The sequence below is a fragment of the Rhizobium sp. N324 genome (assembly GCF_001664485.1).
In the GTDB taxonomy this organism is placed as follows: domain Bacteria; phylum Pseudomonadota; class Alphaproteobacteria; order Rhizobiales; family Rhizobiaceae; genus Rhizobium.
The window spans coordinates 3,683,196-3,697,814 of sequence record NZ_CP013630.1 but is presented as its reverse complement, the minus strand read 5'-3'; the positions used below and the strand labels follow the sequence as shown (position 1 = coordinate 3,697,814).

Annotated in this window: 13 protein-coding genes; 7 read left to right on the top strand and 6 right to left on the bottom strand. The window is 62.8% G+C overall.

The annotated features are described in order from the left end of the window. Positions 1 to 5 precede the first annotated feature (5 nt). Complete coding sequence (locus tag AMK05_RS17775) at positions 6 to 1,487, top strand: lipopolysaccharide biosynthesis protein (protein ID WP_064840462.1); 1,482 nt, start codon at positions 6 to 8, stop codon at positions 1,485 to 1,487. Between the two features lie 50 nt (positions 1,488 to 1,537). After that, the gene (locus tag AMK05_RS17770; protein ID WP_064840461.1) at positions 1,538 to 2,365 is read left to right on the top strand and encodes a glycoside hydrolase family 16 protein; all 828 of its coding nucleotides are present in this window, start codon (positions 1,538 to 1,540) and stop codon (positions 2,363 to 2,365) included. Positions 2,366 to 2,393: 28 nt separating this feature from the next. Here the strand turns inward: AMK05_RS17770 and AMK05_RS17765 are convergent, their stop codons facing one another. The 6 genes from AMK05_RS17765 to AMK05_RS17740 form a co-directional block, all read right to left on the bottom strand. Further along, positions 2,394 to 3,473 (bottom strand): ABC transporter ATP-binding protein, encoded by a 1,080-nt coding sequence (locus tag AMK05_RS17765; protein ID WP_064840460.1) that lies wholly within the window; start codon positions 3,471 to 3,473, stop codon positions 2,394 to 2,396. Next, on the bottom strand, positions 3,470 to 4,378 hold the full coding sequence (locus AMK05_RS17760) for a PfkB family carbohydrate kinase (RefSeq protein WP_064840459.1): 909 nt from the start codon (positions 4,376 to 4,378) through the stop codon (positions 3,470 to 3,472). The genes AMK05_RS17765 and AMK05_RS17760 overlap by 4 nt, the downstream gene beginning before the upstream one ends. Further along, on the bottom strand, positions 4,379 to 5,401 hold the full coding sequence (locus AMK05_RS17755; protein ID WP_171899832.1) for an SIS domain-containing protein: 1,023 nt from the start codon (positions 5,399 to 5,401) through the stop codon (positions 4,379 to 4,381). It abuts the gene before it with no gap. After that, the gene (locus AMK05_RS17750; RefSeq protein WP_064840457.1) at positions 5,398 to 6,243 is read right to left on the bottom strand and encodes a carbohydrate ABC transporter permease; all 846 of its coding nucleotides are present in this window, start codon (positions 6,241 to 6,243) and stop codon (positions 5,398 to 5,400) included. Before AMK05_RS17750 ends, AMK05_RS17755 begins: the two co-directional genes overlap by 4 nt. Continuing rightward, complete coding sequence (locus AMK05_RS17745; RefSeq protein ID WP_064840456.1) at positions 6,243 to 7,127, bottom strand: carbohydrate ABC transporter permease; 885 nt, start codon at positions 7,125 to 7,127, stop codon at positions 6,243 to 6,245. The genes AMK05_RS17750 and AMK05_RS17745 overlap by 1 nt, the downstream gene beginning before the upstream one ends. Positions 7,128 to 7,199: 72 nt before the next feature. Next, positions 7,200 to 8,438: an extracellular solute-binding protein gene (locus tag AMK05_RS17740; RefSeq protein WP_064840455.1), complete on the bottom strand. Its 1,239-nt coding sequence runs from the start codon at positions 8,436 to 8,438 to the stop codon at positions 7,200 to 7,202. A 196-nt stretch (positions 8,439 to 8,634) separates the two neighbouring features. Between AMK05_RS17740 and AMK05_RS17735 the strand changes: the two genes are divergently transcribed. From AMK05_RS17735 to AMK05_RS17715, 5 genes are all read left to right on the top strand, one after another. Next, positions 8,635 to 9,840 (top strand): ROK family transcriptional regulator, encoded by a 1,206-nt coding sequence (locus tag AMK05_RS17735; protein ID WP_064840454.1) that lies wholly within the window; start codon positions 8,635 to 8,637, stop codon positions 9,838 to 9,840. Between the two features lie 363 nt (positions 9,841 to 10,203). Beyond that, positions 10,204 to 11,559 (top strand): extracellular solute-binding protein, encoded by a 1,356-nt coding sequence (locus AMK05_RS17730; RefSeq protein ID WP_064840453.1) that lies wholly within the window; start codon positions 10,204 to 10,206, stop codon positions 11,557 to 11,559. A 128-nt stretch (positions 11,560 to 11,687) separates the two neighbouring features. Next, on the top strand, positions 11,688 to 12,572 hold the full coding sequence (locus tag AMK05_RS17725) for a carbohydrate ABC transporter permease (protein WP_012485023.1): 885 nt from the start codon (positions 11,688 to 11,690) through the stop codon (positions 12,570 to 12,572). 10 nt (positions 12,573 to 12,582) lie between these two features. Further along, positions 12,583 to 13,497 (top strand): ABC transporter permease subunit, encoded by a 915-nt coding sequence (locus AMK05_RS17720; protein ID WP_064840452.1) that lies wholly within the window; start codon positions 12,583 to 12,585, stop codon positions 13,495 to 13,497. A gap of 12 nt (positions 13,498 to 13,509) precedes the next feature. Next, entirely contained in the window at positions 13,510 to 14,619 is a 1,110-nt protein-coding gene (locus AMK05_RS17715; RefSeq protein WP_064840451.1) for a sn-glycerol-3-phosphate import ATP-binding protein UgpC, read from the top strand.

Genomic DNA, 14,619 nt, shown 5'->3' with positions numbered 1-14,619 from the left:
AGATCATGGCAAGCGTATCCCAGAGGACGGCAACGGCGAGCATTTGGACCATCAGTGGAAAATTCCTCGCGCGCATGCTCGATTTCGTCAGCCTTCTTGTCCTGGCAAGGCTGTTGAGCCCTGCGGATTTCGGCCTGGTCGCCATTGCGACGTCGGTCCTGGTCATCGTCGAAGCGATCCTGGATCTGCCGTTGACGCAGGCGCTGATGCGTCAAGCGGCGCCTTCGGACGAGATGTTCGCCACGGCCTTCACCCTCAGCCTGCTGAGGGGGCTCGCCATCAGCCTGCTGATGATGACCATCTCCTGGCCGATGGCGCTGATCTATGACGATTCCCGGCTTTTCGCCCTTGTCGCCGTTCTGTCGATCGCGCCTGCCATGCGCAGCATGGTCAGTCCGCGCATGGTTCTTTTCATGCAGCGGTTCGATTTCAAACGCGAGTTCGTGCTCGATCTCATCGCCAAGGGATCGACATTGCTGTTCGGGGTGGGTGTAGCTGTGGCGACAGGCAGCTACTGGGGGCTGGCGATCGGAGCGGTGGCCGGCCCGACAGCGGCGATGATCACTTCCTATGTCTTTGCGCCGATGCGGCCGACCTTCAGCCTTTCCGAATGGAAGCATTTTCAGGACATGATCAGCTGGAATACCGTGTCGCAGGTGCTGAATTCGATCAATTGGCAACTGGACCGGCTGCTTCTGCCGCGTTTTACCGGCCTGTCGACGTTCGGCGCCTTCAGCGTCGCCGACAATATCGCGGGCATTCCGTATCAGACCTTCGTCGGGCCGTTGCTGCGTCCGCTGATGGCGGCCTTCTCCACGGTCGAAGACCGCCGCAACCTGGTTGCCGCCTATCTGAAGGCGACGACTGCGATCACCTTCGTCGCGGCCCCCGTTCTCATCGCGCTTGCCCTTCTCGCCGAGCCGACCGTGCGGATCCTCGTCGGCGAGAAATGGGCATCGTCCGCGCCGATCCTGCAATGGCTGTGCCTTGTCAGCCTGCTCGGTCTTCCCACGAACATGATGCCGCCATTGGCCATGGTCATGAACCATACCCGTTATGTCGCTCTCAGGATGTTCGTCGAGTTCGCCGTCAGGGTGCCGGTCACCATTCTGGGCATCGCCTATTTTCAGGTGGCCGGGGCGCTCGGCGCGCGGATCGTGGCAGTCCTCGTCGCCTATGGCGCGTCGCTCGTCATCACGCGGCGGCTGATCGGCGCAACTTTTGCCGCGCAATTGAATTCCTTTTGCCGGCCGCTGGCCGCAAGCCTGCCGATGATCGCTTTCCTGCTCTGGCTGGAGCCGATGCTCGTCGCCATGCCTGTCGGTCTCAATCTTATCGTCAGCGTCGCGCTTTGCGGCGGGGCGGCAGCGGCAATTTTCTGGGCTTTCGCCTTGCTGCTGTGGCAGATCGTGGGAAGGCCCGATGGCATCGAGACCATAGTCGTTCAAAGGCTGATGCCGCGACGAAACGGGGTGCTCACCTCATGATCGAGACAAGTGCAGTCGAGTGATTGGTTTGGCGTTTTTCGGAGAGCAGAATGCGTTACGGGATATTTTCTAAGGGTTTGGGTCTGCTTGTCGTTCTTGGTCTGGGTGCGTTGCCCGGCCAGCCGAGCGTCGCCCAGGAACCGCTCAACATCAATGCGTATCAGCTGACGTTCGAGGAGAGTTTCGACAGCCTCGACGTTTCTGCCTGGGGAGAGAAAAGCTCCCGCTGGATCGCCCATACGCCTTGGAACGGCGATTTCGGAGATGCCCGTTTCACCGATCCTGCTCCCGGCTTTCCGTTTACCACCGATCAGGGAATTTTGAAGATCGAAGCGCGCAAGGAGGCCGACGGGACCTGGCGCTCGGGCTTGCTGTCGTCGGTGAACCCGAAGGGCGAAGGTTTCTCGCAGCAGTTCGGCTATTTCGAAGCACGCATGAAGCTGCCGCCGGGCAAGGGCGTCTGGCCGGCCTTCTGGCTGATCGGGCTCGACCGGTCGAAATACACCGCCGAGATCGACGTGCTGGAATATTACGGACGGGCGCCCTACGAATTCAGCATGGGTTTTCATATCTGGCGTCAGAGCCAGGGCGGCCAGAACTCGACCGGCGGCTATTGGAAAACGGTTGAGGACGGAATTTTAAACAGCGAGTATCATACCTACGGCGTCGATATCCAAGCCGACAAGACGACATTCTATCTGGATCGCCAGTACCTCTGGAGCTTCGACACCCCGGAGGAGTTCCACATGCCGTTCTATCCGCTGGTCAATCTGGCGCTCGGCTCGGGATGGCCGATCGATGAAACGCCGAACCCTTCCATTCTGCTCGTCGACTATATCCATGTCTACAAGCGAAAGCCTGCCGACGCCGCCAATTGAACGAGAAGTGCATGGCGCCCTGGCCGGCCTATTGCGCAGGGAGGCAGCTGAGGCCGGTTTCCGGATCGAAAAGATGCATTGCCTCCTCGTCGAAGAAGAGGGTCAGTTTTTCGTTGTCGCGGATCGGCGTGCGCGGCGGCAGGCAGGCCATCAGCCGCTGATTTGCGGCAACGGCTGTGATGACGAGTTCCGGGCCGGTCAGTTCGGCGACCTCCGCGGTTGCCTCGATCGACAGGCCGGTGCCGGCGGTGCGAAGCGCCTCGGGGCGGAGGCCGAGGACGAGATCGCGGCCATCGCCGGCCGCATCGCGGAAACGGGCGGGCAGAGGCAGGCCGGCATCGGAGCCTGAAAGCGCCAAGCGACCGTTACGCACCGTCGCTTTCAGCAGGTTCATCGGCGGCGCGCCGACGAAGGTGGCGACATAGAGCGTTGCCGGATGGTTGTAGATTTCCTCAGGCGTGCCGAGCTGCTCGATGCGGCCGTCGCGCATGACGGCGATGCGGCTTGCCAGCGTCATCGCCTCGATCTGGTCATGGGTCACATAGACGACGGTGGTCTTCAGCATCTGGTGAAGCCGCTTGATTTCGGTGCGCATTTCCATGCGCAGCTTGGCGTCGAGATTGGAAAGTGGCTCGTCGAACAGGAAAACCTCCGGCTTGCGCACCAGCGCGCGGCCGATCGCGACGCGCTGGCGCTGGCCGCCGGAAAGCTGGCTCGGCTTGCGCTCGAGGAGGTTTTCGATCTGCAGGAGTTTTGCGGCATCGCGTACCGCTCTGTCGCGCTCGGGCGCCGGTACCTTGCGCATTTCCAGGCCGAAACCGATGTTCCGATGCACCGTCAGATTGGGGTAGAGCGCATAGGATTGAAAGACCATGGCGATGTCGCGGTCCTTCGGGTGCACGCCGAGCACCGAGCGCCTGCCGATCCTGACGTCGCCGCTCGTCGCCTCTGCAAGACCGGCAATGATGTTCAGGAGCGTGGACTTGCCGCAGCCCGACGAGCCGAGCAGCACGAGGAACTCGCCGCTTTCCAGCGAGATGTCGATGCCTTTCAGCGTCTCGACTTCGCCGTAGGTCTTGCGGATGTTCTGGATGTCGAGCGCGCTCATGATGGATCACCGTAGTTACGGGGCAGGGTGGAAATGGCGCGCGAGGCGACCTCGGTCCCCGCCTTCAGGCAGGAGACCAAAGGCTCGTCCTTTGCCAGCGCGGCGAGGAAGGCGGCGTTGAAGACATCGCCGGCGCCGATCGTGTCGACCACCGTGACGAGGGGCGCCTCCGCCGACACCAGCAGGCCGTCCGGCCCGATCGCGATCGCGCCGTCCGGGCCGCGCTTGACGACGACGATCGCGCCTTCCGGCATGTGCGACCGGATTTCGCGGGCCGCCTCAATCGCATCGGCGATGCCGGCAAGCGTCGTCGTCTCGACCTCGTTCAAGAGCGCGATGCGGCTCCGGGAAAGCCAGGCTCTTGTCGCCGCGCAATTCTCTTCCGTCCAGCCGTCGAGCGGCCAGCCGGTGTCGAGCGCGACGGCGATGTCATGGCGCTCGGCCCAGTCGAAGACGGCGCCATATTCTCTGGTCAGATCGTCGGTGAGAAAGGCGCCGCAGAGAAGCGCATAACCGCCCCGGAGCTTTGCGCCGTCGACGACGGCGAAGACGTCGGCGAGGCTGAAGCGCGGCAGGTGGCCCGTCGTCGTGAAGAAGGTGCGCTCGCCATCCGGATGGGTAATGCCGACGGAGAGCGTAGTCTTCTCAGGGCGGACCGGCCACTTCTCGGCACGATGGCCGAAGGCTTCGGCAAGCCAACGGCCGAATTGGTCGCTGCCGATATTGGCGGCGATCTCGAATTCGACGCCGAGCGCCTGCCAGGCGAGCGCGCTGTTGCCGGCTGCTCCGCCGACCCTGAGCTCGTCATGATCGACGATGATTTCCGTCCCGGCCTTCGGCCACGGCGCGGCTGGTCCAAGGATGAGGTCGACATTGACGTTGCCGATGACTGCAAGCGGCCGCATTCATTCACTCCGGGTAATTTTGGTAGAACGGACAGGTGTTCCGGCATTGTCCACGCGGGTTTCGGCAAAGGCGATCATCAGCCGCTGGGCGACCGGCAGCATGGCGAAGATCGCGGCAAGGCCTGTTGCCGGGGCAAAGCGGATCGTCACCGTCCCGGTGACGGGGGCTTCGCTCGATGCGTCGAACAGGATGACAGGCGCGCCGGTCTCGACGGCGGACACAGCCATTGCGGTGACGAGGCCTGCCGTTTCGTCGAGGCCGCGAAACAGCACGACGCCGATCTCCGGCCCCAGCATTTCCATCGGGCCATGGCGCAACTGGCCGCCTTCGAGCGAAAAGCAGGGGCGGCGCGAAAGCTCCGTCAGCCCGAGCGCCAGCGCTTCGGCGACGCCTTGCAAGCGGCGGCCCGAGGTGACGACAGTCGTGACGGTTTCGAGCGCGGCCAGCGCCGCGGCGATGTCACGGTCTTCGGGTGCTTTGATGACGGCAAGGGCCGCCGCGGGATCTTCGCCGAGGGCGGAAAGGATTGCCAGATGCAGGGCGAAGGTCACCGTTAGGCTGCGGGTGGCGGCGAAGGCAAGCTCGGTGCCGCCGCTGCCGACCAGCGACGGGGCGGTTCTGGCGAGGAAGGAGCTGGCTTCCAGTGTCAGGCCGAAGGTTTCTGCCGTGCCGCCGGTCTCTTCGAACCAGCGCAGGACCTCGGCGCTCTCGCCGGATTGCGAGGTAACGAAGATCGTCCTGTCGGTGATCGGCAGCGGCTGGCCGAGCTGTTCGGACAGCGGCAAGGCGACGGCATCGATGCCGAGGGCCCGGTAGAGCGGTTCGACGGCGCGGTTGACCGCATGCGAGCCGCCCATGCCGAGCAGGAGCAGCCGGCCAGTCTTCTTCAGCGAGGCGGCGGCTCTTGCCGCCGTCGGTGCGGCGGCTTCATAGGAGGTTAGCGCATCGGCATGCTGGCGCGCCATTTCGCGATCGATCGCGGCAAGTCCGGCCGGCCGGATTCTTTCTGTTGTCATAATTATCCCTTGACGCCGCCGCTGGTGAGCCCTGAAATCAGGGCGCGTTGCATGACGAGACCGATCAGCACCGGGGGCAGGGCGGCGAGCACGCCTGCCGTGGCGATCAGTCCATAATCGGAAACGCGGCCGCCGGCGAGATCGGCAATGGCGACGGTCAGCGTCTTGGCGCGCTGGTCCGAGGTGAAGAGCAGCGCATAGAAGAATTCATCCCAGGCGAGCAGGAAGGCAAACAGGCTCGAGGTCGCGACCACGGGGGCAGCGAGCGGCAGCGTGATGATCCGGAGCGTCTGGAACAGGCCGGCGCCGTCGATCATCGCGGCGGATTCGATCTCGCGCGGAATGGAATCGAAGCCGGATTTCATCAGCCAGGTGGTGAACGGCGCCAGGATTGTCAGATAGACCAAGGCAAGGCCGAAGACGTTGTTCAGCATGCCGAGATAGGAAAGACCCATATAGAGCGGCACGGCGAGCGCCACCGGCGGCAGCATATAGGTGGCGATCACCATCGACAGCGACCACCCCACCGAAGGTGTGCGCGACACCGCCCAGCCGGCTGGGATGGCGAGCACGATGGCGGCGATCGTCGCCATGCCGGCCACCTCGATGCTGTTGCGGAGCGATGAGGTGAAGGCCGCGCCGGCGCTGTTTTCCAGCGTCGACAGCAGCACCTGGTATCGCGAGAAATCCGCTGTCTGCGGCCACCAGCGCAGCGGCTTTGCCGCAAGATCGGCGGCCGGCGAGATGCTCATGATGAACAGCCACAGGATCGGTGCCAGGATGACGGCGGCAAGCAGCAGCGCGCAGATGTAGATGAAGGCTGAGAAGAGCGGATTTTGGCGTTCCATCAGGCCGCACTCCCGGCGGTCTTGCGCACCAGGGCGGCATAGCCGGCGGCAAGCAGCGTCACCAGCAGCGTGACGATCAGGGCCAGCGATGCGCCTGAGCCCGCCCGCTGAAAGGAGAAGGCCTCCTGATAGACGAGGATCGACAGCGTGCGGGTGCTGTTGGCCGGACCGCCGCGGGTCATGACCCAGATGATGTCGAACACCTTGAAGGCCTCGATCGTGCGCAGCACCAGCGCCACCATCAGCGGGCCGGCGAGATAGGGCAGGATGACGAAGCGGAAGCGGGCGAAGGGGCCGGCGCCGTCGACCAGCGAGGCGGCGGTGATGTCGCGCGGCACGGCCTGGAGCGCGGCCAGCGCGATCAGCGCCACCAGCGGGAAGTTCTTCCAGCAGTCGGCGACGATGAGAGCGGCCAGCGCCGTGCCCGGCTCGCCGAGCCAGGAGCGATAGGCATCGAGCAGACCAAGCTGCGTCAGCGCAGCGTTGAGCGCGCCATATTCCGGATTGTAGATCAGCCGCCACAGCGTGGCGTTGACGACAGTCGGCAGCGCCCAGGGCAGGATCATCAGGGCGCGCAACGTCGTGCGGCCGCGGAATTGCTGGTTCAGCAGCAGGGCGGCCAGTACGCCGATCACCATTTCGGCGGCGACCGAGACGATCGCAAACCATGCGGTGGTGATCAGCGTGCGCTGGAAATTCGAGCCGGAGAGCATCCTGGCGTAATTGTCGAGGCCGACGAAGCTGCCTTCAGTGCCGACGAGCTTGGCATCGGTGAAGGAAAGGCCGACGGTATCGATCAGAGGCCAGCCGATGACCGAGATCATGACCACGAGAAGCGGCAGCATCAAAAGCCACGCGCGCGTTGTCAGCCATGTGCCGGACATCGAGGTGACCCTTCTTCATTCATCGTTTTGGAGACCGGGCGGCGCGGCGCCGCCCGGGGTTTTGGGGGCTGCTCAGAGACCGCTATTGTCGGCGGCCGACTTCAGCGCGTCCTCCGGCGTGGACTGGCCGAGCAGCGATTCCTGGATCGCCTGCTGCAGCGCAGTCGAAAGCTCCTGATATTTCGGCGTCGTCGGGCGCGGATACATGGCGGCAAGGCCGACCTTGGCGGCGGAGATCAGTTCTTCCTGGCCTTTGGTGACACCAGGATCCTCGTAGGAGGAGGCCCAGATCGGCAGGCTGAGCTTGGCATAGGCATTTTGTGTGGCCTGCGAGGTCATGAAGGTGATGTATTTCCAGGCCTCGTCGGGATGCTGGCTGGCAGAGGTGATGCCGAGGCCCATCGAGCCGTTGACGGCAGACGCCTGGCTTTTACCGGCGACACCCGGCGCCGGCACGACACCAACCTTGCCCGCGACCTTGCTGTCCTTCGGGTCGTTGGCCATGTTGTACATGTAGGTCCAGTTCAGCGCGAAGGCGGCATCGCCGTTTTCGAAGACCTTGCGGACGTCCTCTTCCAGGAACTCCTTGGAGTTGGGATTGGTCAGGCCGGAGGAATAGCTGGAGACCATGTATTTCAGCGCATCGAGGCCGCCACCGGTCTGGAAGGCCGGCTTGCCGTCCTTGAGGAAATCGCCGCCATAGGCGCTGACGAGCGTGGTGTAGTCGCAGATCGCGGCTTCGGCCTGCGACCAGCTCCAGGCGATCGGGGTGGCGAGCAAGCCCTTGTCCTTGATCGCCTTCGCCTGCTCGGTCAGCTCGTCCCAGGTCTTCGGCGGCGCCTTGATGCCGGCCTTTTCGAGGATTTCCTTGTTGTAGAACAGGTATTTGGTGTCGAGGATCCAGGGCATGCCGTAATATTTGCCGTCATACTGCACGGTGGTCCAGGCGCCCGGCAGCACGCCCTTCTTCATCTCCTCGGTGATACGGGAGGAGACGTCGACCAGCACCTTGTTGGTGGCGTATTCGGCCGGCCAGATGACGTCGAAGAGCACGACGTCGTAACCGCCGCCGGAACCCTGCGCCAGCACCGTCTTATCGTGCAGGCCCTCATAGGGAACGAATTCGAGATTGACCTTGATGTCGGGGTTCGCCTTGGCGAAGGCGTCGGTCATGGCGCGCACATCGGCCTCGCTGTAAGCGGCCTGCGCCATGAAAAGCGCGTTCAGCGTCGTCTCGGCGAAAGCATGCGGTGCAAGCGATGCGCCGATCAAGGCCGCACCCAGAAGCGTCTTGGTAAGGGATTTCAGCATTGCAGCCTCCAGTTTTTGACATTTACGCATTGCCGAGGGCGGCCCTCCGCCATCGGTATCGAGAAATCGTCTCGGAGCGTCGTCGGAGCCGCTGTCGGCATCCTGCGTTCCCTGGAACTCTCCGGTCCCTTATTAAGTCAATTGTCTTGACTTATTACTTCTTGAACATTCTACTGGAGTCAAGAGGCAATTGCACATGAATGACGTCAGGCCGATCCGGGCCAAGAGCGGCACCAACCACGAAGGCACCAGCGCGCATAACCGGCGCGTGATGATCGACGCCTTGAGGATCAATGGTCAGCTTTCACGGGCCGATCTGGCGCGGGCGACGTGGCTCACCAAGCAGACGGTGTCCAATATCATCGAGGAACTCGAGCGCGATGGGCTCGTCCGTTCGCAGGAGCCGGTGCGCAAGGGCAGGGGGCAGCCCTCGACGCCCTATCGGCTGGTGCCCGAAGGCGCCTTCGCGATCGGCCTGCAGATCGACCGGCATGTGACGCGGGCGGTTGCCGTCGATCTCATCGGCAGCGTTCTCGTGCGCGCAGAAGCCGGCCTCCCGCCAGGAGGCCCGTCGACGGGAACAGAGGTCATCCTCGATCTTGTCGCCGATGTGCGTTCCAGGCTGGCCGGCATCGTCCAGCAGTCTGAAAAGCGGCTGGTCGGCCTCGGTGCCGCCATGCCGGGACCCTTCGGGGTGGCAGGCAGCGGCGACGATCCGTGGATGATGGAGGCCTGGCAGAAGTTTCCGCTGCTGGACACGCTGACGGCCGGCACCGGGCTCGATGTCGGCCTGCAGAACGATGCGGCGGCGGCGGCGACCGCCGAGCGCATGGTCGGAGCCGCCCATGGTCTCGACCATGCCGTCTGCCTCTTCGTCGGCTACGGCATCGGCGCCGGCCTTATCCTGAACGGCGAGCTCTACTGTGGCGCTAACGGCAATGCCGGCGAGATCGGCATGGCGCTGCTGTTTGCCGACGGCAAATCGACGCCGCTCGAACATCGCGCTTCGCTCGCATCGCTCTATCAGCATCTCTCGGCCGATCCCGCCGATCCCGGCCTGCCTGCACGCATCAACTATCTTGCATCAAGGGGCGATCAAAGCATCGAAACCTGGGTCGAGGCGGCGGCGGCAGACCTGCGCTGGAGCATCCATCTCATCGAAACGGTCTTCGATCCGCAGACCGTGATCCTCTGCGGCAGTGCGCCGGAAGCGCTGGTGAACAGGTTGATAGCGGCCATCGGCCCGTTGCGGCCCTCAATCGCTGAACGACCCGGCCGAATGCTGCCGCGCCTGCAGCCCGGCATGGCCGATCCCTGGTCGGTGGCAATCGGCGCTGCCGCCGGACCGATCAGCCGTGCATTCGATCCCCGGTTTGCCGCAATTTTAAAGGATTTCCTCTAATTTCAGCGCTGAAACCAGGCGTTGCACATGAGTGCAATGGCTTAGAGATAGCCGAATTTGCAAGTTTTCATGCGCGAGTATTCGCCAATAGCGATGCTGCATCGCAATATAGGCAAATATTGAAAACCCTTGAAAATCCTGATTATTCGCATACAAATATAATTGTTCGGCAGTGCGCTGGGGAGGCTGGCGGGGCTTCTCTAAATATAGCCTCGGCTGCGGCAAATAACATCCGAATGAAGGTTTTGTGACGGCACGATTTCGATCGTTTCATGTCATGTAATATTCATTGGCCGCGGCAATATGGACCAGCTAATAGGGCGTGCGCCGAAAGTGCGCGTCCCTTTTACGTTCGAGGTTCTCATGCAATCCAAGCTTCTCGGCGCCGTTGGCGCCCTTCTCGCTACAGCGTTTCTTGCCGGTCCCGCTGCCGCCGCCGATAAGACCAAGATTGACTTCTGGTTCGGCAACTCCGGCGACATCGCAAAGCGCGTCCAGGAACAGTGCGATCGGTTCAACCAGTCGCAGGCCGATTACGAAGTCGTCTGCACCAGCCAGGGCAGCTACGACGCCTCCCTGCAGAACACGATCGCAGCCTTCCGCGCCGGCAAGCAGCCGACCATCGCTCAGGTCTCCGACGCCGGCACGCTCGACATCATGCTTTCCGGCGCCTACTACCCGGCCAACCAGCTGATGACCGACATGGGCTACACCGTCGACTGGAAGGATTATTTCTCCGGCATCGCAAACTATTATGCGACGTCGAAGGGCGAGATGTATTCCTTCCCCTTCAACTCCTCGACCGCGCTGCTCTACTGGAACAAGGACGCCTTCGCCAAGATCGGCAAGGACCATGCTCCGGCCACCTGGCAGGAAGCCGGCGAAGATTTCAAGGCTCTGAAGGATGCCGGTTATGCCTGCCCGCTCGCCTTCGACATCTCCAGCAACGAAGTCTGGCAGTACGTCGAGCAGTTCGAAGCCGTGAACGGCGAAGCGATCGCGACGAAGAAGAACGGCTTTGAAGGCCTCGACGCCGAGCTGACCTACAACAAGAACCCGCTGCTCGTCAGCTACATCAAGGACCTCAAGTCCTGGTACGACAACAAGCTTGCCTTCATCAAGAACAAGGCCGTCGGCCAGACCTTCGTCGAAGCCTTCGCCGCCGGCGATTGCCAGGTCATCCTGACCTCGGTCGGCGACCACGGCAATATCGGCCGCACCGCCAAGCAGGGCATGAACTGGGACGTTGCGATGCTGCCGACCTACGGCAATGCAACCCGCCACAGCTCCTATGTCGGCGGCGCTTCGCTCTGGGTTCTGAAGGGTCATACCGACGCCGAATACAAGGCTGCCGCTGCCTTCTTCAACTTCATCGCCAAGCCGGAAGAAGCCCTCACCTGGTCGACCGTGACCGGCTATATCCCGGTTCGTAATTCCGGCTTCGAGTACCTGAAGAAGCAGGGCTTCTACGATAAGGCACCATATGCCGGCCGCGAACTCGCCATTCAGAGCCTGACCGCATCGCCTGCCGACGACACTGCGCCGCACGGCATCCGCCTCGGCGGCCTGCTGCAGGTCCGCACCGAGCTCGCCAACGGCCTGCAGGCTATCTTCGTCAACAATGCCGACGTCCAGGCTTCGCTCGACGGTGCTGCCGAACGCGGCAACCAGTTGCTGCGCCGCTTCCAGCAGACCTACAAGAACGTTCAGCTCCCTTGATCGACTGATATCAGCCGCACCCGGCCCGCTTTGCGCGTGCCGGGTGCGTCTTCGCAAGTTCTTTTTATCGGTCGCGGATGCATGGCTGCTGCCCGCGCGAAACCAAATCACGGCGAAAACGACCACTCATGGAAAAGCGCGTCACTTTCTCCTCGACGACGATCGGACTGCTCTTCGCCTTTCCGATGCTGCTGCTGATCTTCGTCTTCTTCTATTGGCCGAGTGCGCAGGCGCTCTATTGGGCGTTCACGCTCGAGCAGCCATGGGGCGGCGGCAATGCATGGGTCGGTTTCGACAATTTCAAGCAGCTGCTCAGCGATCCGATCTATTGGGAGTCGATCACCCGCAGCATGATCTTCGGCTTCAGCTCGACGGCGATCGCCATGGGGATGGCGCTCATCCTGGCGCTGTTGACGGATCGTGAACTGCGCGGCCACAAAATCTACCGGTCGGTCTTCATCTGGCCTTACGCGATTGCCGCGCCGGCTCTCGGTCTCGCCTTCCGCTTCATCCTGGCGCCGGAGGCCGGCCTCCTGTCGGTCATCAACCATGTCTGGCCCGGCCTCTGGAACCCGGCGCTCGACGGCAAGGACGCGATGATCGCCGTCATCATTGCCTTTTCCTGGAAATATATCGGCTATAATTTCATCTTCTTCCTTTCAGCGCTTCAGGGGATTCCGCGTTCGCTGATCGAGGCGGCGGCCATGGACGGTTCGGGGCCGCTGCGCCGCATGTGGGATCTCCAGCTGCCGCTGCTGACGCCGACATTGTTTTTCCTGCTCGTCATCAACATCACCGAAAGCTTCCAGGATTCCTTCGGCATCGTCGACGTCATGACCCAGGGCGGACCGGCGCGCGCGACCGAACTCATGGTCTACAAGATCTATTTCGACGGTTTCAGGGGGCTCGATTATTCGGGCGCTGCCGCCCAGTCGATCATCCTGATGGCGCTCGTCGTTCTGCTCACCATTTTCCAGTTCCGCTTCATCGAGCGGCGCGTGCACTACAAGTGAGGTCGCGGACATGATCGAACGCACGCCGATATTCAACTTCATCTGCTATACCATTCTCGCGCTCGGTATGGTGATCGCGCTTCTGCCTTTCGTCATCGTCATCATCGCATCGACGCTCGATCTGGAGACGGTCAATCGCGTGCCGCTGCCGCTGACCCCGGGTTCGCATTTCTGGGAAAATGCGCAGGCTGCCTGGACCCGCGCCGATCTCGGCAACAAGCTGATCCACAGCATCATCTTCGCGACTGCGGTCGGTGCCGGCAAGGTCATCCTTTCGGCCATGGCCGCCTTCTCGATCGTCTACTTCCGCTTCCGCGGCCGGCACCTGATCTTCTGGATCATCTTCATCACGCTGATGCTGCCGCTGGAAGTGCGCATCGTGCCGACCTATTCGATTGCCGCCAACGCGCTGCAGCCTTTTCAGACGATCCTCGATATCACCGGAATCACCGCGCTGGTCGCCTGGGTGTCCGGCATCCAGATCAAGCTCGAATGGGGCCTTTTGAATTCCTATACCGGCCTGGTGGCGCCGCTCGTCGCCACCGCGACCGGCACCTTCCTTTACCGCCAGTTTTACCTGACCGTTCCCGACGAGCTTGCCGAGGCCTCGAAGATGGACGGATCGGGTCCGGTCCGGTTTTTCTGGGACATTCTGGTGCCGCTGTCGCGGCCAAACATGATCGCGCTGTTCACCATCATGTTCGTCTGGGCCTGGAACCAGTATCTCTGGCCGTTGCTGATCACCACCGATCCGAATTTCGGCATTGCGGTGACGCAGCTCAAGACCCTCATCCCGTCCGAATTCGGCCTGCCCGACTGGAACGTCGCCATGGCAGGTACACTTATCATCATGTCGCCGCCGCTGGTGCTCGTCATCCTGATGCAGCGCTGGTTCGTGCGTGGCCTTATCTCTACCGAGAAGTGAAGGAGCAGTCCTGTGGCACCGATCTCAATCCGTGATGTGAAGAAGAGCTACGGCAAGCAACCCGTCGTTCACGGCGTCGACCTGGAGATCCAGACCGGCGAATTTATCGTCATCCTCGGTCCGTCCGGCTGCGGCAAATCCACGCTGCTGCGCATGATCGCCGGCCTCGAGGAAATCAGCGGCGGCGACATCGCCATCGACGGACGCGTCGTCAACCAGCTGGAGCCGCGCGAGCGCGGCTGCGCCATGGTGTTCCAGAACTATGCGCTCTATCCGCACATGACGGTCGCCGAGAATATCGGTTATGCCTTGAAGGTGGCGGGTGTGGCGAAGGCCGAGCGCAGCCGCCGCGTCGCCGAGGTTGCCAAGGCGCTCAGCCTCGAACCCTTCCTCGACCGCAGGCCCGCCGCCCTTTCCGGCGGCCAGCGCCAGCGCGTCGCCATGGGGCGCGCGATGATCCGCGAACCGAAGGTGTTCCTCTTCGACGAGCCGCTGTCGAACCTCGACGCCAAGCTGCGCATCGCCATGCGCGCCGAAATCCGCCGCTTGCACCGCCGCCTTGGCGCCACCTCGATCTTCGTCACGCATGACCAGACCGAGGCGATGACGCTGGCCGACCGGCTGGTGGTGATGAACGGCGGCAGGGTCGAGCAGGTCGGCACTCCGGAGGAGGTCTATCATCATCCGGTCTCGCGTTTCGTCGCCGGCTTCGTCGGCACGCCGGCGATGAACCTGCTCGAAGGCACGATCAACGACGAGGGCGTCTTCGTCTACGACCAGAGCCGCAAGATCGCGCTGCCGCGCGAGCGCGCCGCATCGCTGAAGGGCAAACGCGTCGTGCTCGGCATGCGCGCCGAGGCCGCCCGGCTGGTGGCCCCGGATGCGCCCGGCGCTCTGGTGGCGACGGCCGACTTCATCGAGGAGCTCGGCGCGAGCCGCGTCGTCCACGCCGATTTCGACGGGCTGCCCTTTGCCGTGGCACTGACCGAGGCCGTGACCGTGAAGTCGGGCGACCCGATCGGCATCGCGATCGACCACGATGCGATCCATCTTTATGCCGCCGATACCGGCCGGGTCATCGAGAAGCCGGCCCTGAGCGGTGCGGACGCGGTTCACGCCTGA

Coding starts and splice junctions, on each gene's coding strand:
- AMK05_RS17750 (WP_064840457.1), bottom strand. CDS start 6,243: ATGGAACGCCAAAATCCGCTCTTCTCAGCCTTCATCTACATCTGCGCG.
- AMK05_RS17725 (WP_012485023.1), top strand. CDS start 11,688: ATGGAAAAGCGCGTCACTTTCTCCTCGACGACGATCGGACTGCTCTTC.
- AMK05_RS17765 (WP_064840460.1), bottom strand. CDS start 3,473: ATGAGCGCGCTCGACATCCAGAACATCCGCAAGACCTACGGCGAAGTC.
- AMK05_RS17720 (WP_064840452.1), top strand. CDS start 12,583: ATGATCGAACGCACGCCGATATTCAACTTCATCTGCTATACCATTCTC.
- AMK05_RS17730 (WP_064840453.1), top strand. CDS start 10,204: ATGCAATCCAAGCTTCTCGGCGCCGTTGGCGCCCTTCTCGCTACAGCG.
- AMK05_RS17775 (WP_064840462.1), top strand. CDS start 6: ATGGCAAGCGTATCCCAGAGGACGGCAACGGCGAGCATTTGGACCATC.
- AMK05_RS17770 (WP_064840461.1), top strand. CDS start 1,538: ATGCGTTACGGGATATTTTCTAAGGGTTTGGGTCTGCTTGTCGTTCTT.
- AMK05_RS17760 (WP_064840459.1), bottom strand. CDS start 4,378: ATGCGGCCGCTTGCAGTCATCGGCAACGTCAATGTCGACCTCATCCTT.
- AMK05_RS17745 (WP_064840456.1), bottom strand. CDS start 7,127: ATGTCCGGCACATGGCTGACAACGCGCGCGTGGCTTTTGATGCTGCCG.
- AMK05_RS17740 (WP_064840455.1), bottom strand. CDS start 8,438: ATGCTGAAATCCCTTACCAAGACGCTTCTGGGTGCGGCCTTGATCGGC.
- AMK05_RS17735 (WP_064840454.1), top strand. CDS start 8,635: ATGAATGACGTCAGGCCGATCCGGGCCAAGAGCGGCACCAACCACGAA.